30 protein-coding genes and 1 tRNA gene are annotated in these 19,164 nt (G+C 58.8%); 18 read left to right on the forward strand and 13 right to left on the reverse strand.

What is annotated here, in order from left to right; translation table 11 throughout:
- Positions 1-58: 58 nt before the first annotated feature.
- Together GTQ41_RS16910 and GTQ41_RS16915 are read right to left on the reverse strand one after the other, a co-directional pair.
- Complete coding sequence (locus GTQ41_RS16910; protein WP_047297554.1) at positions 59-406, reverse strand: hypothetical protein; 348 nt, start codon at positions 404-406, stop codon at positions 59-61.
- Complete coding sequence (locus GTQ41_RS16915; protein ID WP_047297555.1) at positions 403-732, reverse strand: hypothetical protein; 330 nt, start codon at positions 730-732, stop codon at positions 403-405. The genes GTQ41_RS16910 and GTQ41_RS16915 overlap by 4 nt, the downstream gene beginning before the upstream one ends.
- Positions 733-1,008: 276 nt before the next feature.
- Here GTQ41_RS16915 and GTQ41_RS28835 point away from each other — a divergent pair, with 276 nt between their 5' ends.
- Entirely contained in the window at positions 1,009-1,203 is a 195-nt protein-coding gene (locus GTQ41_RS28835; protein WP_367997142.1) for a hypothetical protein, read from the forward strand.
- Between the two features lie 234 nt (positions 1,204-1,437).
- On the opposite strand, the gene GTQ41_RS16920 is transcribed toward GTQ41_RS28835, so the two are convergent.
- From GTQ41_RS16920 to GTQ41_RS16965, 10 genes are all read right to left on the reverse strand, one after another.
- A tRNA-Thr gene (locus tag GTQ41_RS16920) sits at positions 1,438-1,513 on the reverse strand.
- 121 nt (positions 1,514-1,634) lie between these two features.
- Positions 1,635-2,330 (reverse strand): hypothetical protein, encoded by a 696-nt coding sequence (locus GTQ41_RS16925; protein WP_085708294.1) that lies wholly within the window; start codon positions 2,328-2,330, stop codon positions 1,635-1,637.
- Entirely contained in the window at positions 2,327-2,968 is a 642-nt protein-coding gene (locus tag GTQ41_RS16930; RefSeq protein ID WP_047297577.1) for a recombination protein NinG, read from the reverse strand. Before GTQ41_RS16930 ends, GTQ41_RS16925 begins: the two co-directional genes overlap by 4 nt.
- The gene (locus tag GTQ41_RS16935; RefSeq protein ID WP_047297576.1) at positions 2,965-3,435 is read right to left on the reverse strand and encodes a hypothetical protein; all 471 of its coding nucleotides are present in this window, start codon (positions 3,433-3,435) and stop codon (positions 2,965-2,967) included. Before GTQ41_RS16935 ends, GTQ41_RS16930 begins: the two co-directional genes overlap by 4 nt.
- A gap of 180 nt (positions 3,436-3,615) precedes the next feature.
- Entirely contained in the window at positions 3,616-3,939 is a 324-nt protein-coding gene (locus GTQ41_RS16940; protein ID WP_047297575.1) for a hypothetical protein, read from the reverse strand.
- A gap of 1 nt (position 3,940) precedes the next feature.
- Entirely contained in the window at positions 3,941-4,747 is an 807-nt protein-coding gene (locus GTQ41_RS16945; protein ID WP_217325325.1) for an ATP-binding protein, read from the reverse strand.
- The gene (locus GTQ41_RS16950; RefSeq protein ID WP_047297629.1) at positions 4,737-5,543 is read right to left on the reverse strand and encodes a hypothetical protein; all 807 of its coding nucleotides are present in this window, start codon (positions 5,541-5,543) and stop codon (positions 4,737-4,739) included. The genes GTQ41_RS16945 and GTQ41_RS16950 overlap by 11 nt, the downstream gene beginning before the upstream one ends.
- Positions 5,543-6,376 carry a Rha family transcriptional regulator gene (locus GTQ41_RS16955; RefSeq protein WP_047297623.1) on the reverse strand — a complete coding sequence of 278 codons (834 nt, stop codon included), beginning with the start codon at positions 6,374-6,376 and terminating at the stop codon, positions 5,543-5,545. The genes GTQ41_RS16950 and GTQ41_RS16955 overlap by 1 nt, the downstream gene beginning before the upstream one ends.
- 65 nt (positions 6,377-6,441) lie before the next feature.
- Positions 6,442-7,056 (reverse strand): hypothetical protein, encoded by a 615-nt coding sequence (locus GTQ41_RS16960; RefSeq protein ID WP_047297624.1) that lies wholly within the window; start codon positions 7,054-7,056, stop codon positions 6,442-6,444.
- Between the two features lie 54 nt (positions 7,057-7,110).
- Positions 7,111-7,326, reverse strand: coding sequence for a YdaS family helix-turn-helix protein (locus tag GTQ41_RS16965; protein WP_016773984.1), 216 nt, complete (start codon positions 7,324-7,326; stop codon positions 7,111-7,113).
- Between the two features lie 87 nt (positions 7,327-7,413).
- Here GTQ41_RS16965 and GTQ41_RS16970 point away from each other — a divergent pair, with 87 nt between their 5' ends.
- The 16 genes from GTQ41_RS16970 to GTQ41_RS17040 all read left to right on the forward strand — a co-directional run bounded on the left by GTQ41_RS16970 (position 7,414) and on the right by GTQ41_RS17040 (position 16,585).
- Positions 7,414-8,145 (forward strand): helix-turn-helix transcriptional regulator, encoded by a 732-nt coding sequence (locus GTQ41_RS16970; RefSeq protein WP_047297625.1) that lies wholly within the window; start codon positions 7,414-7,416, stop codon positions 8,143-8,145.
- Between the two features lie 250 nt (positions 8,146-8,395).
- On the forward strand, positions 8,396-9,010 hold the full coding sequence (locus GTQ41_RS16975) for a hypothetical protein (protein ID WP_047297626.1): 615 nt from the start codon (positions 8,396-8,398) through the stop codon (positions 9,008-9,010).
- 8 nt (positions 9,011-9,018) lie between these two features.
- A complete protein-coding gene (locus GTQ41_RS16980; protein ID WP_047297627.1) occupies positions 9,019-9,456 on the forward strand; it encodes a type II toxin-antitoxin system YafO family toxin in 438 nt (145 codons plus the stop codon).
- A 111-nt stretch (positions 9,457-9,567) separates the two neighbouring features.
- Positions 9,568-9,978 carry a superinfection immunity protein gene (locus GTQ41_RS16985; protein WP_047297628.1) on the forward strand — a complete coding sequence of 137 codons (411 nt, stop codon included), beginning with the start codon at positions 9,568-9,570 and terminating at the stop codon, positions 9,976-9,978.
- 586 nt (positions 9,979-10,564) lie between these two features.
- Positions 10,565-11,077 (forward strand): hypothetical protein, encoded by a 513-nt coding sequence (locus tag GTQ41_RS16990; protein ID WP_047297614.1) that lies wholly within the window; start codon positions 10,565-10,567, stop codon positions 11,075-11,077.
- Between the two features lie 322 nt (positions 11,078-11,399).
- A complete protein-coding gene (locus GTQ41_RS16995; protein ID WP_052912789.1) occupies positions 11,400-11,591 on the forward strand; it encodes a hypothetical protein in 192 nt (63 codons plus the stop codon).
- Between the two features lie 21 nt (positions 11,592-11,612).
- Positions 11,613-11,891, forward strand: a complete 279-nt coding sequence (locus tag GTQ41_RS17000) for a hypothetical protein (protein ID WP_047297616.1) — start codon at positions 11,613-11,615, stop codon at positions 11,889-11,891.
- Positions 11,888-12,325: a hypothetical protein gene (locus GTQ41_RS17005; RefSeq protein ID WP_047297617.1), complete on the forward strand. Its 438-nt coding sequence runs from the start codon at positions 11,888-11,890 to the stop codon at positions 12,323-12,325. Before GTQ41_RS17000 ends, GTQ41_RS17005 begins: the two co-directional genes overlap by 4 nt.
- Entirely contained in the window at positions 12,322-12,516 is a 195-nt protein-coding gene (locus GTQ41_RS17010; protein ID WP_047297618.1) for a hypothetical protein, read from the forward strand. Before GTQ41_RS17005 ends, GTQ41_RS17010 begins: the two co-directional genes overlap by 4 nt.
- Positions 12,513-12,707 (forward strand): hypothetical protein, encoded by a 195-nt coding sequence (locus tag GTQ41_RS17015; protein WP_047297619.1) that lies wholly within the window; start codon positions 12,513-12,515, stop codon positions 12,705-12,707. The genes GTQ41_RS17010 and GTQ41_RS17015 overlap by 4 nt, the downstream gene beginning before the upstream one ends.
- On the forward strand, positions 12,704-12,829 hold the full coding sequence (locus tag GTQ41_RS28800) for a hypothetical protein (RefSeq protein ID WP_268989791.1): 126 nt from the start codon (positions 12,704-12,706) through the stop codon (positions 12,827-12,829). Before GTQ41_RS17015 ends, GTQ41_RS28800 begins: the two co-directional genes overlap by 4 nt.
- Before the next feature lie 168 nt (positions 12,830-12,997).
- Positions 12,998-13,801, forward strand: coding sequence for a phage recombination protein Bet (gene bet, locus GTQ41_RS17020; RefSeq protein WP_047297621.1), 804 nt, complete (start codon positions 12,998-13,000; stop codon positions 13,799-13,801).
- Positions 13,798-15,420, forward strand: a complete 1,623-nt coding sequence (locus tag GTQ41_RS17025) for a YqaJ viral recombinase family protein (protein ID WP_217325326.1) — start codon at positions 13,798-13,800, stop codon at positions 15,418-15,420. The genes bet and GTQ41_RS17025 overlap by 4 nt, the downstream gene beginning before the upstream one ends.
- Positions 15,417-15,659, forward strand: coding sequence for a hypothetical protein (locus GTQ41_RS17030; RefSeq protein WP_047297523.1), 243 nt, complete (start codon positions 15,417-15,419; stop codon positions 15,657-15,659). The genes GTQ41_RS17025 and GTQ41_RS17030 overlap by 4 nt, the downstream gene beginning before the upstream one ends.
- Entirely contained in the window at positions 15,656-16,120 is a 465-nt protein-coding gene (locus GTQ41_RS17035; RefSeq protein ID WP_047297522.1) for a hypothetical protein, read from the forward strand. Before GTQ41_RS17030 ends, GTQ41_RS17035 begins: the two co-directional genes overlap by 4 nt.
- 81 nt (positions 16,121-16,201) lie before the next feature.
- Positions 16,202-16,585 carry a hypothetical protein gene (locus tag GTQ41_RS17040; protein WP_047297521.1) on the forward strand — a complete coding sequence of 128 codons (384 nt, stop codon included), beginning with the start codon at positions 16,202-16,204 and terminating at the stop codon, positions 16,583-16,585.
- Between the two features lie 35 nt (positions 16,586-16,620).
- Here GTQ41_RS17040 and GTQ41_RS17045 read toward each other — a convergent pair whose 3' ends face one another.
- Positions 16,621-17,130: a hypothetical protein gene (locus GTQ41_RS17045; protein ID WP_230679412.1), complete on the reverse strand. Its 510-nt coding sequence runs from the start codon at positions 17,128-17,130 to the stop codon at positions 16,621-16,623.
- Between the two features lie 83 nt (positions 17,131-17,213).
- Here GTQ41_RS17045 and GTQ41_RS17050 point away from each other — a divergent pair, with 83 nt between their 5' ends.
- A complete protein-coding gene (locus GTQ41_RS17050; protein ID WP_217325327.1) occupies positions 17,214-19,154 on the forward strand; it encodes a DNA cytosine methyltransferase in 1,941 nt (646 codons plus the stop codon).
- Positions 19,155-19,164 lie beyond the last annotated feature (10 nt).

A 19,164-nucleotide genomic window follows, 5' to 3' on the forward strand; every position in this document is an offset into this window, starting at 1 on the left:
AGATATCTCCGAATAATCGGTCGCGACACAATTTCTAATTCGCGAAATGTGTCGCGATTTACTTGGATCGACGCTCGATCCCGCCCGGCGCCTTGTCACAGCGTAGGCAGTGTTCACAACTCAGCGTCCGGCAAAGCCAGGCTTTCACCCGCTGCCACCAGATGACCATGAAGATGTGACGCATACCGGCAAGGGCCAGCGAGACGTGCAACGTGATACCGGCAGTGGTTGGGCCGATGATGAAGATGTTCTGATTGCGGCTCATCACCACAAAACCGCTGATGGCGATCGCTGAATAGATCAGCTTGCCTAGGATTCCGTCCCGCACTCGACCGCTCAGAACACACCAGGTCGCCCACAAGGCAATCAAGCCGCAGGCGATGGAGTTGATCAGTTCAAGACTCATGGTGGATTGCCTCCCCCGAACCGCTGGCGAATGAGCGCCCAGAGGTCAGCGGCTTTGATGGCTCGGTTGATTGCCGCGAGTAGCGATCCGCCGAAGGTTCCCAGCAGGAAGCCCACGCCGGCAACGATGTTCGGCTCTGTCACGCCGAGGTACGCACTGACCATACCAGTCAGGTAAAGGGCGCAGGCCACTCCAGTGGTGAGGAAGATCAGCCAGGCGCGCCAATCGGTCAGATCGTCCTTGTGCCACCAACTGGCGACGATGACGCCGAACAGGCCGGCGATCAGCAGATCCAATCTGTCGAGCAGGCGGTGCAAAAAATCCATGCGCTCGACTCCGTGGGCATGAAGAAACAAAAAGGCCCCGATCAATGTCGAGGCCCAGAAATTTGATGCAGCGTTAAAACGAACGAACCAAAGACCTAGTGGTCATAATTTAACCAGTACACATATAAACACTCGCAGTTCAGGCATTACCATCTCTCTCGGCCTCATATCCCGGCAGACCTCTCTGAATTCCAGATACTTAGAATCGACCCTTTTGGGTATGGCTTCGGCCAAGAGGCTCCAATGACAAACCCCGTCCACTACGCCATCCATTACATGAGGCACGGCGAGCCCGAGCATTTCATAACGACAGCGACCTCGTTTAGCGAGGAAGAAGCAATTCGCCTCGCTGCAAGTCACGCCGTCCAAGAGACAGAAAGCTGCATGGATTGCGGACTATCGAGAGAGGCAATGTTGCTCGAGGCTGGAAAACTGGGCGTGACCCAAGTCCGCTGGAACAGAGCTGGTTAACCCCTGCGAATGCAGAGGCCCTGAATAGGTGCGCTCGTCTTTCCGAGCTGTCTGCCAAAGACCTTCTCAACGTCGACACCCCATTGCATCGATCTCGCTGATCCAGTCTCACACCACCCCGAAAGCAAGTTTTAGGTCAGGGTGCGCGGGCTGCCGGTGTTGATTCCGTACGTCGCACTATCCGGCTATCGACGTCCAGGCCTTCCCGAGGGCTGTCCTGGCTACAGGTGAAAATGGTGCCGCCACGAGGATTCGAACCCCGGGCCATTCGCTTACAAGGCGACTGCTCTACCACTGGAGCTATGGCGGCGAATTTCAGGCAATAAAAAACCCGGCACGGTGGCCGGGTTTCGGTTGTCACTCCTCGATACGCGCAGGAATGACAGGATGGGATTAATTTCGCTCATCCGCTCACTGATGTCAACAGGCAATCACGCAGCCTGTTCAATCAGCAAACCTTCTGCCTCCAGAATGTCCGCGGCGTGCGCCAGCGCCTCGTCGACCAAGACGTCAGCAGCCTTGCCAATATCCTTCCGCCACCGGCGTCGAGTCGATTCCGGCGTCCCGTCGTTGTCCCAGGTGTTCATGTCGTAGAAGCTGTCCTTCAGCACGATCATGTCGGCCGATCGGGACTCGTCTCTCTTCGCCTTGGCCTGGCCTGCCGCCAGAGCCGCTTTCACCACTGCTTCGCGACGCCACTCCGGTGCATCGAGCGGGATCTCGACGGATACGGACGTTGCCACCTTCGGCCGCGCCCCCTTCAGCTGCGGGATAGCCCAGGCAGTGGTCGCCTTGAACAGGAACAGCTTCGGGGCCGGCGTGTTGATGAGGGTCTGCAACGCTGAGATCGCTTGCACCTTGCGTCCCTTGTGAGTGCTGTACTTCGCCACCAGCGCGTCCCAGTGCTTTGGCTCGAGCGCACTGTGCAGCCGGGCAGACACCCAGCAGTCCACCTGCGTGCGGTCGATGGTGTCGGCACCACGGGAACGGACCAGTGTTGCCAGATCGCCGCCCTCCTCTTCGTCGGCAGAGTTATACAGCTTCTGCCATGCCTGTTTGCTGGTGTTGTCGATGGCCTCAGCCGCGAGGGCGGAGACAACTGCGTTCAGAACGCCTGGATAGATCATGCTACAGCCCTCTTCAGTTCGCGGGTCTTGGCCCGGTATTCAGCGGTGATCGCCTTGAGTTCTTCTACGGTGTGTTTGCGTGGTTCGTGGTCGGCTTCAAGCGCTTCGACGGCCTCCAGGCCGATGCGGGCGATAAGTCCAGTTCGAAAGCCTTGGGAAACGGTGTATCCCTTACGGGCGTGCATGTAGGAGCCTGAGTTGCAGGCCTTGCACTGAAGCCATATGTTGGAAGGCTCCAGGCGCAGCTCCGGCCGGGCGCCTTTACCCATGAAATGACCCGCGTCAAATGCCCCTCCCACCTTCCATCCTTGGGCGGCGAGGATCTCTTCTTGACTCAGGCCGCAGCTCATACAGCCGCTGCCGATGCTCAGCTCATAGGTGCGCCGATAGTCGCGCACTGCTTTTTCGGCATCCTTGAGGTGATCGCCGCGACTTTTCAGGGCTTCTTTGCGGACTTTGATCTCGCGGCGCTCGATGCTGGCCAGCGACTTGCGCTTCTTCTCCTGCTTGTCCCGCGCGATGACAACGGCGCAGTCCGGCGAGCACCAAGACTGAAAGCTCACCTTCGGGACGAATGAGGCCCTGCAGGTTTTGACTGAGCACTTTTTCGGGCGCGGCTGCTTCCTTTCAATCGTCATGCAGCCTCCTGGCTCAGAAGATCATCGAAGTACACGCCCTGCGGAGCGAAGCGCGCGACGATACGGTCGGTGTAGGCGACGCCTTGGGCGCGATTAAACAGGCTGGTCACCGGGAACCCGTCAGGACCAAAGAGCTTGCACTCCCCCATCAGGGCGAGCTTCGCCTCGTATGGCAGGTGCCGCATCACCCGATACCACTCAGCCTGAAAGCCGGCGTCCTCGTTCAGCAGGATCTGCACGCCGATGTGCAGCTTGCAGTAGCATCTGGCGTCGGCCGCGTCGCCGATCTGGGTCATTTCGGAGATGCGTTTGTACATCGCGAACCAGAGCCGGTTCTGGTCGAGCGTACGATCCTTGCCTGGGCGTAGCGACACCACGACGAACTTCTTGTCGCGGAACATGGCGCTGAGCCGGGTGATAGCCTCTGAGAGCTTGGCCTGGCAATTGACGCTGATCTTGTCAGTCACTGAAAACCTCCAGCCCCTTCACAAGATGACGGTCATGCCATACGAGACCGTGCGCCTTGCAGCAAATCGCACGGCGCCGCACCTCACGGTCTCCCTTCGTGCGGAATACCTCCCAAGTCACGTACCAAGAGTCAAGCGTCGCGAGAGCGACCTGAGTAACCCACAACCGTTTTTTTCCAGTCATGGCTGCGCCACCTTGCTCATCGCGGCGTCAATGGACGCGATGGCCGCTTGGCGCCTTGGGTGCCTGAAGGAAACCTCGTTGTTTTCATCCAGAAGCCCGCGCACCTCGGCTTCGTGAAGAATGAATTCGCGGGCGTCCAGCGCAGCCTTACGCAGCGTCTCGTTCTCGGCCAGCAGCTCAAGCGCCACCTCCTCCACGGTCTTCTCCCCGAGGAATTCGCCGAGCGCTTCAGCGTTCTGCTTCCACTCCGCGCAGTTGGCCTTCCATGCGGCGACCTCGCTCCACAGCAGGGACTGGAGTCTCTGTTTGTCGATGGTCATGTCAGAAGCCCTCCTTGCCGCGCTGAGATTCCCACTCGAACGGAACGACGATCACCCCGCCCTCTCTCAGACGATCTGCGCAGCGTTCGCCGATTGCACTGGCCAAGGCCTTCGCATCGAGGTTGGACACGATGACGGTGGGCCGGAGCTCTTCGTACCGTCCGTTGATGATCGAGAACAAGGTCGTCAGCTCGAAGTCGCTTGGCTTCTCCTTGCTCACGCCGATCTCGTCCAGGATCAGCAGGGAGGGGCTGATCAGACTCGACAGGATCTGGCTCTCGCTCTGGTCGCTGGTGTGGTCGTAAGTCGCGCGGATGGCCTGCAGCATCGATCCGATGGTGCGATACACGGCCGTGGCGCTGGAGGTGGCCATGATCTCGTTGGCGATCGCGACCGACAGATGCGTCTTGCCGGTGCCAGGCTTGCCCAGCAGCAACAGGCAGCGGCCAGCGGCGGAGATCTGTTTGAACTCAGCGGCGTACCGCATGCAGGTCTTCAGCGCCTTCTGCTGCTCGGTGGTCTTGGCGATGTAACCGGCGAAGGTCTTGCCAGCGAAACGCTTGGGGATCAACGCGGCTCCCAGCTTCTCCGCCATGTGGTAGCGAGCCAATGCTGCTTCCTGCGCCAGTTGGCGCTCGGCATCTTCCTCGCTGCGGATGCGACTGCAATCGGGGCAACCGCTCTTGAGCTCGCGGCCCAGCACGGCATAAACCTTTTGATCGTAGGAACCGTGTGTTTCGCACTCGGCCGGCTGGATGCGAGTACCTGGTGGCAGTTCGGGGGCGACTTGAACCTGTTCAGAATGCATAGGTGCCATCCTCCCGCTGGATCAGTCCGGCCTTGTAATCGCGCTCAGCGAAGCCGGTGTGCCGGGATTGCGGGAACGGGTGCACGTTGGTTGGCACGTCAGGGATCTCGTCCTGCCAGCGCTTGCCGTTGAGCCACGTCGCAGGATGCGGGATGAACTGGCCCCGCTCCTTGGTCCAGTCAGGCGTCAAGACCTGCTTGGACAGAGCTGCGACCATCACGTCGTACAGCGCTTGATTGACCTTGAGCTTCGCCCACGCCTTCTCGGCTTTGTCCTTCCCTACCTTGCGCGGATAGAGCTTCCAGAACTTCGGGAACAGGTCCTCGGTCACCACCGGAGCCTGCGACGGAGTGAGGGAATCAGGAATCAGGAATCCGGAATCAAGAGAGAGGGAATCAGCAGGGAAAGAACTGTGCTTGTCTGGTGCTTGCACCGTGCTTGCACCATGCTCACCTTCCGACGTCTCTAGAACGGGCATTTCAGGGATGATGCTCTTGGCTTCTTTGACGTGAGGGTTCTGGTGTTTCGACCAGTTCACGATCTGGATAGCCTTGAATGATCCAACGGTGTACCGCGTGATGAATCCCAAATGATCCAGGTCGGCGAGCATCTTTTCGATGTCGACATTGTCGGCCGGGAACAGGGCCATTTTCAGGCGGCGCGGGCGATCCTCAAGGCGCCCTTCCCGATCGGCCTCAGTCCACATGCCGATAAACAGGAGACGCGTTGCAAAATCTACTTCAGCCAGGTGTTCGTTCGAGAAAAACCCCGGTTTGATATTTCTGGATCTGGCCATCATGCGGCCCCCTTGAGTGCTTTATCGTGCGTGAACAGCCCGTTCCAGTTCTTCTTCATGGGCAGCTCGCCGGCCAGGTACAGGTCGTAGAGGCGCACGGCGCCCTTCTTCAGCAGGATCGGCGTGAAGGAAACGAACGGCTCGCGGCCGTGGGGAGTGACTTCGTGCTGATGCTCGGTCATGTACTTGTCGCGGGCGTAGGACGCCACACGGAAGCGCAGGCCGGATTTGCTCTCGTTGTAGAGCCAGTTGCGGCCTTCGAGGAATTTGCCCACTTGCATGACGTTGACCCCATTGAGGCCCTTGCAGAATTGGGTATGGGTCATCCCCTCCTTGAACAGGTTCTCCATGGAGTGGATTTTCGAGGCCTGGGATTCGACCTGGATTGCGAGCTGCAGGCGGGCCTGCTCGACGACCTGCTTCTGCTCGACTTGATCAGCCCAGGCACGGGCCGCGGCGACCGGATCCGCGAAGTTCGGAAGCGTGGCGATGACCTTGCCGGCTCCCTCCTCCAGTTCCCGCCAGCGCTTGATGACCGCCATGCGCATCGCGGCGCTGTAGCCGGTCAGCAGGCAGTCGGTATGCTCGCGGTCAAGAAGGTATTCGGTCTGCTGGCGGTTCATCCCGTCCAGATAGATGTGAGCAAAACTGCTCACATCTTCCAGAAGGTCTTTCGCCATCGCTTGGATGTCTCGCTTCACATCCGGATGACGCTTTCCGGTCAGTTCGGCGATCTCGCGGGAGGACATGGTGGTACGCGACACGTTTTCAGAACTCGAAAAACGTGTCGCGACATTGGTTGGGGTATTGCTGAATTGGGGATGGCTCTGCATAATCAGCCTCATCAGGTGTTAACGAATCAGCCGGGGCGCAATCCCGGCTTTTTTGTGCCTGGGATTCAGGCGATAGATTTCAGTGCTGGCTTTCCGTTGATCAACGCCTCAGCTTTACGGCGCAACTCCCCCGCCTTTGCTTCAACCTGACGACACTGCTTGGCGAACGCTGGCAAGTGCGGCATGTCCTGCTCGCACATCACTTGGTCGTCAAAAACTTCACTGCCGGTGTCGATCACATCGCCCAGGGCGCGGATCAGCGCGCCGAAGCTTTTGTTCGCACATTGGTCGCTGATCATCTGGCGGGCGCCGGTCAAGCCATGACGGCTGGCCAACTCGTTCAGGCAGTGATCGCGGAACTCAGGCTCAAGAGCGTTTACCCACGACTCTTCAAGCCAGGACGGCATTTCCTGATCGCCGTTGAGCCAGCGCTGTACACGCTTGAGCCAGCGGCCGGTTGCCTTCACAAACTCGCCGACTTCGCCTGTCAGTTCGGGCGAATTGAAGTCAGGCACTTCCTTCTTCTTGGCGCGATCTGGAATCGACAGGTGCAGCTCACGGCTCAGAGCCTGAGCGAAGTCATCTTGGCTCAGGCTGGTACGCGCGATCTGGTTTTGAGCATGAGCGACCAGCACCTGATCACGGGTTTGTACGGTGTGTCTTGGACTGGACGTTTCCATGGGGACTGCTCTCTTTTAATCTGGCTTCAACGGATTGGCGGACAGGGATGTCGCTTAGGCGGCCATCTCGGCCCAAGGAAACGACGGGCACAGGTTTTCTTTTTTGAAAGCACCTTCGGTCAGCGCCTCCGCTCGTTTGGCAATAACCGGAGACATGCCGTGCTTCCCCCGAACCCAACCGGAAACGGTGCTTTGATCAACCTTGAGCTTTTCGGCGGTGGCCTCCTGGGTGCCGAAGTAGTCAACGAGGCCCTTGTAAATTGCGTTCATGATGCCCCTCCATACGGGAATACCCATATAGTAGGTTATGGGAACACCGATTTGCAAGGGTATGGGAGCGCCCGTAATACTTCGCGGATGGAATTCAAAGAACGACTCAAAATCGCCCGCCGCCACGCCAAGCTCAATCAGACTGAGCTTGCTGAGCGCGCTGGACTCACGCAAACCTCGATCTCCGATTTGGAGAGGGGGAAATCGAAGGCTACCGCCTTCGCAGCTCAGATCGCCTCTGTATGTGGCGTGTCCCCGATGTGGCTGGCTGAAGGTGTCGGTGACATGCTCAAGGGTGTGCCTGATCATCAGGCTGAACGCATCCAGCCCAGCGTGAAACTTGGCACCATCGAAACCTGGGATGACGAAACTCCACTCGATGATGACGAGGTCTACGTCCCTTTCCTCCATGAAGTGGAGCTGGCAGCCGGATCCGGCAGGTTTGCGATTGAGGAAAACGCTAACTCACGCCTCCGCTTCAACAAGAAGGATCTGCGCCACAACGGCGTTCAGTTCAGCAACGCGAAGTGCGTGAAGGTTGGCGGCAACAGCATGATGCCTGTGTTGCGCGACGGCGCCACAGTTGGCGTGAACGTGGGGAAAAACTCACTGAGCGATATCGTCGACGGCGAGATGTACGCCATCAACCACAACGGTCAGCTTCGCGTGAAGCAGGTCTACCGGATCCCGATCGGTATTCGCTTGCGCAGCTTCAACAGAGACGAACATCCGGACGAGGACTACACATTTCAGCAGATCCAGGAGCAGCAGATCTCGATCCTGGGGCATGTGTTTTGGTGGGCGATGTACTCGCGATAGTGATATTTGCCATAAATTGACACTTCCGCCGTTGAAGCCTGGCTGCCATCACGTCCTGATCAAATATTTTTCAATAAATTGACCAAAGCCGATTATTGGCTTAATTGCCCGATAGCTCGCTCCCGCAGCTCGAAACTTTCGTGCAGGCCGCGGAGAACCTAGGGCTGTTCATCCGTGTAAGAGATCTCTTACACCGACACGCGGTCATGGCGCACATCGGATTCCATCGGAAAAAAAAATAAACTGCCGTATGATCACTGCGTGTGACGTTTTCCAAAAAGGTAAACGTCTAACGACTGATCCGGGATTTTCTCGCTGTGAAGCGACTATCCGGTTGTTATTAAATTTGGAGATCCTCATCGTGGATTATCGCGCAGCAGCATCACAGATGATGGTTGCAGCTCTCGCTTTGATGGGTAGCTACTCCGAAGCTGCAACACATCAGAACCCAACTCCTCGCTTGGAGGTGGAATGCAACCATCTGGAGCTTGCGGCAATGCGGAAAGAGCTAAAGGAATTAGCTGAAGGTTGGTCTGAGCTTGATGGAATATTTGCGAGCGCTTTAAGAGCCTGCCTCAAACGCGACAACATTGCTCATCCAGAATTTTCTCGAGTAGCAGAGTTGCTAAACGCAACTCGAGCCTTAGAGGCTGCTCTCAAGAGCGCGCAACCACCAGTGCAGTTAGCCGCTGACCACCTAAAGCTTCGGCGCGTTGTCGCCGGAACTCGCGCCAGGCTTTCTGAGCTCGACAGCCTCCATCGTCAAGCTACTCGTATGCCTGATTACATAGACACAGAAGTAAATTTCAATGGATTGAAAGAGCTGGCGAGTTTTACGAATGCCCGCTTGGCGCATATCGCCTAAGGGAGAAAATGGCTTCTGTAAGCTTCCATCAGGCGACGTTCGCAGAATTTTTCGAGCCGATTGATAAAAAGTATCCTGGCTTATCCGCAAAAATTGCATCTGACTTTCTGGCTTACATAGAATCGAGACAAACCAGAACGCCCGTGTATTTTGGCAGAGACGCTCCCTACACCCAGCCTCAAGCAGCACTCAACGCTCACCTGTCCCACATCCACATAAAGCTTCCGCCAGGCAGGTTTCGCCAAGACTGCGCTCAATACTACCGAGTGTGCGACTTTAAGAAACCTCACGAGGACGCGGCATTGGTGTACGTACAGGGGGAGCTTGAGGAGGATCACTATCTGATTCTTGCGTTCTTCTGGCCGGACGCTCATGAACAAGCAAGAAACAATGTAGTTATGCGATATTTGGCTCACTTAGCAAAAGAGTGGCGAGAACAGAACTAATGCCCGGCCCAGCGCCGGGCTTTTTCATGCCTCCCCTTCCCCCTCTCTCACGCCAATGGTGGCGCACAGCCACGAATGGTAAAATCTGAGCTCAATTGATGGAGGGATCCAATGAAGATCGTAGGCCTGATTCTGCTCGGGATTGTTTGCCTGGTCAGCTACCTGATCGGGAGCGGCACCAACGGCTTTGCAATGGTCGCAAGTATCGTTTTCTTTCCCAGCGCGATCGCGCTGTACTTCTACCCGACAATTTGCGCCGTTGGCGAGCACCCCAAGGCCACGCCGATCTTCGCGCTAAACCTCCTCGCCGGCTGGACTTTTATCGGCTGGGTTGCGGCTTTCATCTGGGCACTCAACAAGCCCGCCATCCACACTGCCCGTCCGGTCGAGACTACAACTTACGCCGAGGATCTTGCTGCCGCTGCCGCGAACAAGGAATGCCCGTTCTGCGCGGAAACCATCAAGGCCGCAGCCAAGAAGTGCCGATACTGTGGCTCTGACTTGGTACAACAGGCGGTGTAGATAGCACGATCGTCATCCGAAGCCCGCCAAGCGCGGGCTTTTTTGCGACCAGGAATACGGGAGATTCAAAATTTATGGGAATACCCATTGACACTAAATATGGGAGTGCCTATATTTCTCCCATCGCAGCGACACACAGCCACTGCGAAGGGCCTCAAGAGACCCGCCGCTCTTTAACAGTCAGGAATCTTCGCGGATCGATCCCCGGAAACGGGCATAGCGCGAAACACAAACTTCGATCCCCATGCAGGCTCTGGAACCTGCCGGACTCCCCATATGGGAGGACGCCAAACCATGCAAGCCAGCCGGCGAAGAACACCGAACACGAAATGTGTGACGCCGGCCAGGTGGGGAAACCGCGGCGCCGCGCATGGGGCGGATAGCAACACGGACTTTTTCACTGATGCACCTGGTGACGGGTGCATTGGGAAAATCACCGAGGGCAGAAACATGGCCTGCAAGATTTGCAACTCAGGCAACACGGCCTCACTTGGCATGCGCACCCCGCACATCTATTGCAGGTCATGCTGTGCACATGAATACGAGGGGCAGGTGATCGACAAGAACGCCTGGAACTCATGGATCAATGGGCACACCGAACGACCTGTCGAAGGTATTGCAGATGAATTTCGAGCGGAAAGTGGTACTCGCGCTGGCTGCACACGAAGCGTGCCTCCAGCAGATCAAGCGCCTGACCCACGTCATCGGGGTTTGCATCAACAAATGCCAGAACGGCTTTGATGAAATCGGCCCGCGGCCTGAAGCGTACGAGGCACATTCGGTCGGCGATCAGATTTTTGGACCGATGCCATGGCCGAACGGCAGCGAAGAGCACATGAAAATTCTCTATGACGAGAAGGGATATCGGAAGACTCACATTTGGGAAGCCTTTCAGCATCGGGAACCCAATAGCTGCGGCTACATCGCTGGCCTACACACTGACGAGATAGGCGACTACCTGGCTGAGCTTGGCTGCGTCCACTGCACCCGCGCTTGGTACTTCATCCAGAAGCGCAAAGAGGAGCGCCGAGACCTAGGCCATTTCCGCCTTTCTCTGCGTGGACTGGGCAAATCAGCCCTCAAGAAACTCGATCCATAGGTGGCCACTGCCTGCCCAGTGAGCGAGCGATAGGAGATACAGCCATGAAGCGTTAACGAGACGTTGCCGAGCAACAGCTTACCCGGCCGCTACAGTGTCGGGCGCTTGGGTCGACGAGAAAATATCGGCCCCGGAGAGCGCGCCTTGTCAGCGCCCCGAAGCGGGTATATCCCACAGATCTGCTGGTGACATCAGCGCCGGACAAGTAACCGGCATCCCTTCCCCGACTAATCCCGAATGCACTCCCCTCCGCGCCCAACGGCAACCAGCGGAGCGGATGAGTGCATCCGAGTTTTGTTGGATCAACCACATGGAGCAAATCATGGCCGAGCAACGAGCGCCGTATCCACGGTCGGCAGACAACGCTGATCAGATGAACCTGCCCGAGGGCAAGACCTGCGGCGACTGCGTGCACTGCAAGCGCTGCACCGCGATGTTCGGCCACATCCCTGCGGATGAGTCGTGCGACTGGAGCCCCTCGCGCTTTCGTGAAGCCGTTCTGGCCACCGCCTAACCCCAAACACTGGAGGTCGTCATGCACAACTGCACCGACACACAAGCAGTTTGCCGAGGTTGCGGGCTGAAGCTGCGCGGCTCGCCATCGTGGAAAGGCGGCCTCGCCTATCACCCCGAGCCGAAAGGTGAAGTCCACCGCTGCCATTACGGCGGTTGGGTTTGCTCGCGGCGCTGCGACATTCGCGCCTGTGTCGAGCTGGAAGGAACCATGCCTGGCTGCGGCAGCGTGAACAGTTACCAGCGGCTGTCCATTTACGCAAAACAGAGCATTGAGCGCCATTGGCCGGAGGTCGCATGAACGCAGCACTGAAGATTTGTCAGGCCATGTACGACGCGCAATTGCCTCCGGTGGTGAGCGAGCCAGATGATCAGCGGGAATGGCTGGAAAGCGCGGCCGAACAACTTGTGTGCGGCTCGGATGTGGAATGGAAGCGCCGGTTTGGCCCGGCGCGGAAGGTGACCTCTGCGCAGTACGCCGAACACCTGCAGCACCACCTGAATCAGCGGCAGATCGACGGGCTGGATGATCGTGACTCGTTCGCCAACCTGGTGCTGGCCGTCGTGGTTGGCAGTCCAGCCGAGGCGCTGACGCACGCCAAGCACCTGCTGGGCAGCAACAGCCCGGTCACACAGCTTGAGGCGATCGCCGCCAACTTCCTCCGCCCTCACGCCGCCGATGCTGTTGCTGCTGAGCGCGAAGCGGCCGAGGACGATGTGGACAGCGACCTATGAGCGCTCACATCGCCATCGATAAGGCTCTGGAGGCTGCTGAACAGGCCGGCGCCCGCCAGATCGTCGAAACCCTGGCCGAGGGGCTGATCATCCAGCACTTCACGGCCAACGCCATCACCGCAGAAGAATTCAAACACTACAGCGCCCGCCTGCTGAAGATCAGTCGGCAGCGCAAGGAGCTGGCAGCATGACCACGCCAATCGTGACAACGCTGGTTGAGGAGCAACTGGCGGACATCGAGCGCAAGATCGCCCTCCTCGGCTTCGGCCTCCCCTTCAATGAGGTGATCGGCCGCAAGCGCGAGGATCTGGTCGACAACCTCCCGCAGCGTCTGTCTGTGACCATGAAAGGCGGACGTATTGCCGTGAGGGCTCGGCCATGAATCTCGTCTACTGGATTCTCGTCGTGGTTCTGGTGGTAGGCGCAGGCGCCCTCAAGGTCGTCAATAGCGAGCCTGGCACCTGCCAAGTTCCAAAATCGACCACCTACAAGGTGTTCCAGTGACCAGTCGCCAATGGGCGCGCCGCCTGATCATCTGGCGCGGCGCGTTCTCTTCCCTCGGCGTTTTCACCTTTCTGATGCTGCTCAGCGCCCTCGCCGACCGCATCACTCAATAAACCAAGCATTCAATCGCTGCGCTGGGCGCGGCAAGGATTCCCCATGTCCGCAGTAATGAAACAGGCTGACCATCTGCCAGCCATCTCCGAGGACGCGCTCGTCGAAGTGCTGAGCGGAAGCCTGTATCCAGGCGCGGCGCACAACTCTGTAGTGATGGTGCTGGCCTACTGCAAGGCGGCTCAGCTCGATCCGATGCTCAAGCCGGTGCACATCGTTCCCATCTACCAAAAAGGCCGCGGGATGGTCGACACGGTCATGCCCGGTATCGGCCTTTACCGCATTCAGGCTGCGCGCACCGGTCAATACGCCGGAATCAGCGATCCGGAGTACGGGCCATCGATCACAGCAAAGTTGGGCGGCGTTGAAGTCACTTATCCAGAGTGGTGCCGAGTTACCGTCAAAAGGCAGATGTCGAACGGCCTTGTCGCCGAGTTCACCGCTAATGAGCGCTGGCTCGAAAACTACGCCACGGCAGCCAAAGACACCATTGCGCCGAACTCCATGTGGAAGCGCCGCGCCTTCGCCCAGCTGGCGAAGTGTGCCGAGGCTCAGGCACTGCGCAAGGCCTTTCCAGAGGTCGGATCTGCTCCCACGGCGGATGAAATGGAAGGCAAGTCGTTCGAAGAGCCAGCAAAGGACATTTCACCGACACGACAAACCCAGCAAGAGCCGGATGCGAAACCTGATTACCCCGACGAGCTTTTGGCGGCAAACATCGAAAAGTGGCAGCCGCTCATTGACGCGGGTCGCACCAGTCCGAAACACATCATCGCCAACGTCAGTAGCAAATACACGCTACGCGACGACCAGATCGAAACCATCCATAACCTGAAAGCCATCGACGGAGACACAGCATGAAAATTCACAACGTAGCTCAAGGCTCCGCCGAGTGGCATGCACTCCGCGCCCAGCACTTCACCGCCTCCGAGGCCCCAGCAATGATGGGAGCCTCGAAGTACCAAACCCGTTCCGAGCTGCTGACGCTGAAAAAAACCGGCATTGCGCCGGAAGTCACCCAAGCTCAGCAGTACATCTTCGACAAAGGCCACGCCACTGAAGCGCTGGCCCGGCCACTGGTTGAGGTGATAATCGGCGAAGAGCTGTACCCGGTTGTAGGTACAGATGGCAACCTGCTAGCGTCCATGGACGGCGCAACGATGCTCGGCGAGACGCTTTTCGAGCACAAGCTCTGGAATGAATCGCTGGCTGCCCAGGTTCGGGCCGAAAATCTGGAGCCGCATTATTACTGGCAGCTTGAACAGCAACTGCTGGTGAGCGGCGCCGAGCGTGTGATCTTTGTTTGCTCAGACGGTACCCCTGAAAACTTCGTGCACATGGAGTATCGGCCTGTCGCTGGCCGGGCCGCGCAGTTGGTGGAAGGCTGGAAACAGTTCGAGGCCGACCTGGCCAACTTCGAATTGGCCGAGGCGCCTTCTATTGTCGTCGGCAAGGCACCGGACGAGCTGCCAGCGCTACGCATCGAACTGACTGGCATGGTCACCGCGAGCAACCTAAAAGTGTTCGAGGAATCGGCACTGGCGGTGATCGACTCCGTGAAGACCGAGCTGACTACAGATCAGGACTTCGCCGACGCCAAGAAGGCCGTGAAATGGTGCGGCGATGTTGAAGAGGCCGTCGCGACAGCGAAGAAACAGGCACTATCGCAAACCCAGACCATCGACGACCTATTCTCCTCGCTGGATCGGATCAGCGCGCACGCTCGCGAGACTCGGCTGAAGGTCGACAAGCTGGTGAAGGCTCAAGAGCTGCTGGTGAAGACCAACATCAAGCAGAAAGCAGAGCAGTCGCTGACAGACCATATCGCGGCGATCAACAAGACGCTGGGCCGGGTCACCATGCCGGTAGTCGCCGCAGACTTCGCCGGCGTCATGAAGAACAAGCGAACGATCGCCAGCTTGCAGGACGCTGTAGATACTGAGCTGGCCCGCGCGAAAATCGCCGCGAGCCAGGCCGCCGACGCGATTCGCCTGAACCTGGCCAGCTTGGCTGAGCTGGCGGCCGACTACGCTTTCCTGTTTAACGATATTCAGCAACTGGTGATGAAGGCAAACGACGATTTGATCACGCTGATCAAATTGCGGATTTCGGAACACCAGAAGGCCGAGGAGCAGAAAGCCGAAGCCCAGCGCGAGCAGATCCGCCAGCAGGAGCTGAAGCGAATCGAGGACGAGGCAAAGGCCAAGGCGCCGATCGAACAGGCTCCAGTTGCCAGCCCGGCACCGATGAAAGCTGCGGCGCCGGTTCAGTCAGCCTCGAAACCATCGACTGCAACCGCGACGCCGGTGAACCTGCAGGCTGAAGTGTTCGATCTGGAATCGCTGATCAAAGCTGTCGCCTACGGCCAAGCGCCTATTTCGGTGCTGACCGTGGACTGGGAGGCACTCGACGCAATGGTCGCCGCCCAGGGCGCTAAGTTCAGCATGGCCGGCGTCAAGCTGGTCAAGGTGGCCGCATGATCAGCAACCACCTCAACCTGGTGGAGCAGCACCGGCCGGACGCTGAGGCGATCTCTGAACGAGTCGCCCAGTACCTGGCCGCCGGCGGGCGGATCGACCAACTTAAAAGTCCGCCGCGAAATCCGCTGCCACCGCCCCGCTCCAACAAAATAGACCCTGAAACGGTCCTCAAGCGTCGGCCGAAGCCGATATCGGCCGCCGACCGCAAGGCCCTACGCAAAATGGCGGACTCGCTATGAAATCGAAACGCAAACCCAATAACGGTTTCGCCCGAGCCGAACGCAGTTGCCGGGCGCTGCTGCGCACCAACCACGTCGCGGTGGTGAACATCGACCCAAGCGGCAGCCAGATCATGGCGAACTGGAAGAACTGCCGGCAGATCCGAAGCCTGGCGATCGCCAACGCGATTTTCGATTTCTCCTACCGCTGGACGATCTACATCGCCGCCATGTGTCGAGACGAGCGCGGCGCCGAGTACATCAAGTCGGTCGAGATTTCGCCCGAGGGCATCTACAAGGTCGAGCGCCTGACCGATGCCATCGAGCATTACTACCTGGAGCTGCGCAACAGCGCGAACCCGAACCATCTGGTGGCCTCGGGCTGGATCGCCATCCCCAACGAGATCTCGATGGATGAAGCCCAAGCCGCGAAGCTGTTCTACGCCGCCGGCGCCTGGCATCAGGTGAAGGTAGCTGCGTGAGACGAACCAACAACCGGGCGGCCACGCGCCGCCGACAGACCTGGCTGGACTTGCCGGCCAGCGGAATTGAAGAGGTAGGCTATGGCCGAAGAACAGGAACTGACGGTGGAAGAGCCGCAGCTGACAGCGGAAGCCATCAAGCAGCGCAGGAAGCGCGAGAAGGCAGCAGCGAAGGACGCTGCATTGGGCGTCGAGAAGTTTACGGTTGAGGTGGCCGGGGTGTTCAAGCCTGACCTGAAGAAGGTGATGAAAGCCCACGGGATCAATAACCAGCAGGAGGTTTACCAGCTCCTGCTGATGAACCTGATCAACTCCGACTTTGATACCCAGTCCAAGATGTTGCGATGTGTCACGACACCTTGCGTAGTTACGGAAAAGGTGTCACGACTTATCGAGGCCGCCGGCATGAAGTCGCTCGCCGACGATCCGCCAGAGCATGACGACGAAGTCGACATACCAAAGTAGCCAATGACACGATGCGAAGCAGAGATAGTGGAACGCTACCAGCGGCCGTCGCTTCGATACATCTGGGCAACCAACTCAAAGCTCCTGAGCAGGTGCCGCCTGAGATAAATGCGATTCTTACCGTAGTAAATTGCCATGTCATCTTCGTGATCGCAGCCCATTTCTTGGCCGTTGATAACAAACGCACCTGGCCCATAACCAGAAGTCACACAAAATGTGAACTTATTAGAATCGATCTTGTGCTCCCCGCTCGTGACATGACAGGCCGCATTTCTGCACGTCCGCACTAGGTCAGTGATATCAGCCACGACGTCAGTTGCCTCCATGTCGTCAGAGAAATCTATCCGTTTCCCGTCTTGTTTCGCCTTCTGCAGCAGGTCGTTTAGATGGACCAACAAAAGTGTTACTGCTGATTCGAACAATGGCCCGGCGGTGTTGTTGGAGTTGAAAACTCCACAGTTGAATAGGTCCGCACATCGCGAAACGGATGCCTGAATGTCGGCAGCCCTCATCCATGCAGAAAAGTTCTTCGTATCTTCAGCCATATCAGTTCCTTGATCCGGCCCCATGCCGGGCCGAACACAAATACCCCACTTCTACGAATCACGCCAGCCGGCGAGGATCCCCTATGTCCGCAAAACAGAAGAAACACCCCTTCGATTTCAAAACTCAATACGGACTCGGCTTCAGTACTCAGGACGATGAGATCGTTGTCGATTTTTTCTGCGGTGGCGGCGGCGCCGGTACCGGGCTGGAGATGGGCCTTGGCCGCGCAGTAAACGTGGCGAAGAACCACAGCGCCGCGGCGATCAGCATGCACACCGTGAATCACCCGGGCGCTGTGCACTTCACCACCGATGTGTTCGAGGGTGATCCGGATACCGAATGCGGCGGCAAGGCCGTGGGATGGTTCCACATGTCGCCGGATTGCACGCATCATAGCCAGGCCGCCGGCGGCCAGCCGCGCAAGCGCGAGATCCGCAACCTGTCATGGATCGGCCTGAAGTGGGCCGGTAAGAAGAAGCCGCGCGTCATCAGCCTGGAGAACGTAAAACAGATCCTCCAGTGGGGGCCGCTGATCGCCAAGCGCTGCAAGACAACCGGCCGCGTGGTGAAGCTGGGCGGCGGAGTTGCCGAGCCTGGCGAAGTGGTACCGGTCAGCCAGCAGTTCCTGATACCGGATCCGGCACGTCGCGGTCAGACCTGGGCCGTGTTCGTCGCTGAGCTGCAGCGCCTGGGCTACGCCGTCGAATGGCGAGTGATCAAGGCCTGCGACTTCGGCGCACCGACCAGCCGCGAGCGCCTATTCATGATCGCCCGCTGCGATGGTCAGCCGATTGTTTGGCCCGAGCCGACCCACGCGAAGCACCCGGCCAAGGGCCAAAAGAAGTGGCGCACCGCCGCCGAGTGCATCGACTGGACCATCCCGAGCAAAAGCATCTTCGACCGGGCAAAGCCGCTGGCACCCGCAACCCTGCGCCGGATCGCCAAGGGCATGAAGAAGTTCGTCATCGACGCAGCCGACCCTTTCATCGTGCCGATCGCAAACTGGTCAGGGGAAAGCGTGCAGTCAGCGAACGAGCCGCTGCGCACCGTGACGTCCTGGCCGCGCGGCGGTTCGTTTGCCATGGCCAGCCCGATCATTGCGCCAGCCACGCATCAGGGCAGCGACCGCATCTGCGACCCGGGCGCCCCGCTGCCGACGATTACCTGCGCCAACCGCGGCGAGCTGACTCTGGCAGCCGCACACCTGGTGAAGTTCAGGTTTGACGATGCGGGAAAAGCGGTCGACGAGCCGCTGCCGACCATCACCAGCGGCGGCAACTACTCGCGTCCGGCCGGCGCCGCCCACGCCATGGGCATCTCAACCGTGTTCATGGCCCAGATGAATGGCGGGTTCAACACCACGGACGCCAAGAGCGTCGAGGACCCGATGACCACGGTGACGAATACCGGCAGCCAGCAGCAGCTGGTGACCGCGAACCTGGTGCATCTGCGCGGCAACTGCGATGCGCGGGACGCTTCAGACCCGTTGTATACCGTCAGTGCCGGCGGCACCCACCATGGGCTGGTGACGGCCTTCATGGAACGCCAGTTCGGCGCCAGCGTCGGCCAGGGCGTGGACGAGCCCGCACCAACCATCACCGCCGGCGGTGGCGGCAAAAGCTCGCTGGTCGAGTTGCAGCTCTCGCCAGAAGTTGAAGCGGGCGCACTACGGGTCGCGGCATTCCTGATCAGCTACTACGGCACTGAGAACATGAGCGCCGCCGACGCGCCGGCGCCAACCATCACCACCAAGGATCGGCTTGGCCTTGTCACCGTCACGATCAAGGGCACGCCCTACGTGATCGTCGATATCTGCCTGCGGATGCTGCAACCGGCCGAGCTGTACAAGGCTCAGGGCTTCCCTGCTGACTACATCATCAGCCACGGTGCCGACGGCAAACCGTTCACCAAGACTCAGCAGGTCCACATGTGCGGCAACAGCGTCAGCCCGCCGCCGATGGCTGCACTGGCACGGGCAAACGATCCGTGGCGCGTTGTCGAGCAGCAGGCAGCCGCGGCGTAGTCACAGCCAC

It is taken from the genome of Pseudomonas sp. AN-B15 (assembly GCF_019056475.1).
GTDB classification, from domain to species: domain Bacteria; phylum Pseudomonadota; class Gammaproteobacteria; order Pseudomonadales; family Pseudomonadaceae; genus Aquipseudomonas; species Aquipseudomonas parakoreensis.

What these genes read in the sequence shown, in the direction of transcription:
- GTQ41_RS16910 (WP_047297554.1), bottom strand. Translation starts at nt 406, where the DNA reads ATGAGTCTTGAACTGATCAACTCCATCGCCTGCGGCTTGATTGCCTTG.
- GTQ41_RS16915 (WP_047297555.1), bottom strand. Translation starts at nt 732, where the DNA reads ATGGATTTTTTGCACCGCCTGCTCGACAGATTGGATCTGCTGATCGCC.
- GTQ41_RS28835 (WP_367997142.1), top strand. Translation starts at nt 1,009, where the DNA reads ATGAGGCACGGCGAGCCCGAGCATTTCATAACGACAGCGACCTCGTTT.
- GTQ41_RS16925 (WP_085708294.1), bottom strand. Translation starts at nt 2,330, where the DNA reads ATGATCTATCCAGGCGTTCTGAACGCAGTTGTCTCCGCCCTCGCGGCT.
- GTQ41_RS16930 (WP_047297577.1), bottom strand. Translation starts at nt 2,968, where the DNA reads ATGACGATTGAAAGGAAGCAGCCGCGCCCGAAAAAGTGCTCAGTCAAA.
- GTQ41_RS16940 (WP_047297575.1), bottom strand. Translation starts at nt 3,939, where the DNA reads ATGACCATCGACAAACAGAGACTCCAGTCCCTGCTGTGGAGCGAGGTC.
- GTQ41_RS16945 (WP_217325325.1), bottom strand. Translation starts at nt 4,747, where the DNA reads ATGCATTCTGAACAGGTTCAAGTCGCCCCCGAACTGCCACCAGGTACT.
- GTQ41_RS16950 (WP_047297629.1), bottom strand. Translation starts at nt 5,543, where the DNA reads ATGGCCAGATCCAGAAATATCAAACCGGGGTTTTTCTCGAACGAACAC.
- GTQ41_RS16955 (WP_047297623.1), bottom strand. Translation starts at nt 6,376, where the DNA reads ATGCAGAGCCATCCCCAATTCAGCAATACCCCAACCAATGTCGCGACA.
- GTQ41_RS16960 (WP_047297624.1), bottom strand. Translation starts at nt 7,056, where the DNA reads ATGGAAACGTCCAGTCCAAGACACACCGTACAAACCCGTGATCAGGTG.
- GTQ41_RS16965 (WP_016773984.1), bottom strand. Translation starts at nt 7,326, where the DNA reads ATGAACGCAATTTACAAGGGCCTCGTTGACTACTTCGGCACCCAGGAG.
- GTQ41_RS16970 (WP_047297625.1), top strand. Translation starts at nt 7,414, where the DNA reads ATGGAATTCAAAGAACGACTCAAAATCGCCCGCCGCCACGCCAAGCTC.
- GTQ41_RS16975 (WP_047297626.1), top strand. Translation starts at nt 8,396, where the DNA reads ATGATCACTGCGTGTGACGTTTTCCAAAAAGGTAAACGTCTAACGACT.
- GTQ41_RS16980 (WP_047297627.1), top strand. Translation starts at nt 9,019, where the DNA reads ATGGCTTCTGTAAGCTTCCATCAGGCGACGTTCGCAGAATTTTTCGAG.
- GTQ41_RS16985 (WP_047297628.1), top strand. Translation starts at nt 9,568, where the DNA reads ATGAAGATCGTAGGCCTGATTCTGCTCGGGATTGTTTGCCTGGTCAGC.
- GTQ41_RS16990 (WP_047297614.1), top strand. Translation starts at nt 10,565, where the DNA reads ATGGGCACACCGAACGACCTGTCGAAGGTATTGCAGATGAATTTCGAG.
- GTQ41_RS16995 (WP_052912789.1), top strand. Translation starts at nt 11,400, where the DNA reads ATGGCCGAGCAACGAGCGCCGTATCCACGGTCGGCAGACAACGCTGAT.
- GTQ41_RS17000 (WP_047297616.1), top strand. Translation starts at nt 11,613, where the DNA reads ATGCACAACTGCACCGACACACAAGCAGTTTGCCGAGGTTGCGGGCTG.
- GTQ41_RS17005 (WP_047297617.1), top strand. Translation starts at nt 11,888, where the DNA reads ATGAACGCAGCACTGAAGATTTGTCAGGCCATGTACGACGCGCAATTG.
- GTQ41_RS17010 (WP_047297618.1), top strand. Translation starts at nt 12,322, where the DNA reads ATGAGCGCTCACATCGCCATCGATAAGGCTCTGGAGGCTGCTGAACAG.
- GTQ41_RS17015 (WP_047297619.1), top strand. Translation starts at nt 12,513, where the DNA reads ATGACCACGCCAATCGTGACAACGCTGGTTGAGGAGCAACTGGCGGAC.
- GTQ41_RS28800 (WP_268989791.1), top strand. Translation starts at nt 12,704, where the DNA reads ATGAATCTCGTCTACTGGATTCTCGTCGTGGTTCTGGTGGTAGGCGCA.
- bet (WP_047297621.1), top strand. Translation starts at nt 12,998, where the DNA reads ATGAAACAGGCTGACCATCTGCCAGCCATCTCCGAGGACGCGCTCGTC.
- GTQ41_RS17025 (WP_217325326.1), top strand. Translation starts at nt 13,798, where the DNA reads ATGAAAATTCACAACGTAGCTCAAGGCTCCGCCGAGTGGCATGCACTC.
- GTQ41_RS17030 (WP_047297523.1), top strand. Translation starts at nt 15,417, where the DNA reads ATGATCAGCAACCACCTCAACCTGGTGGAGCAGCACCGGCCGGACGCT.
- GTQ41_RS17035 (WP_047297522.1), top strand. Translation starts at nt 15,656, where the DNA reads ATGAAATCGAAACGCAAACCCAATAACGGTTTCGCCCGAGCCGAACGC.
- GTQ41_RS17040 (WP_047297521.1), top strand. Translation starts at nt 16,202, where the DNA reads ATGGCCGAAGAACAGGAACTGACGGTGGAAGAGCCGCAGCTGACAGCG.
- GTQ41_RS17045 (WP_230679412.1), bottom strand. Translation starts at nt 17,130, where the DNA reads ATGGCTGAAGATACGAAGAACTTTTCTGCATGGATGAGGGCTGCCGAC.
- GTQ41_RS17050 (WP_217325327.1), top strand. Translation starts at nt 17,214, where the DNA reads ATGTCCGCAAAACAGAAGAAACACCCCTTCGATTTCAAAACTCAATAC.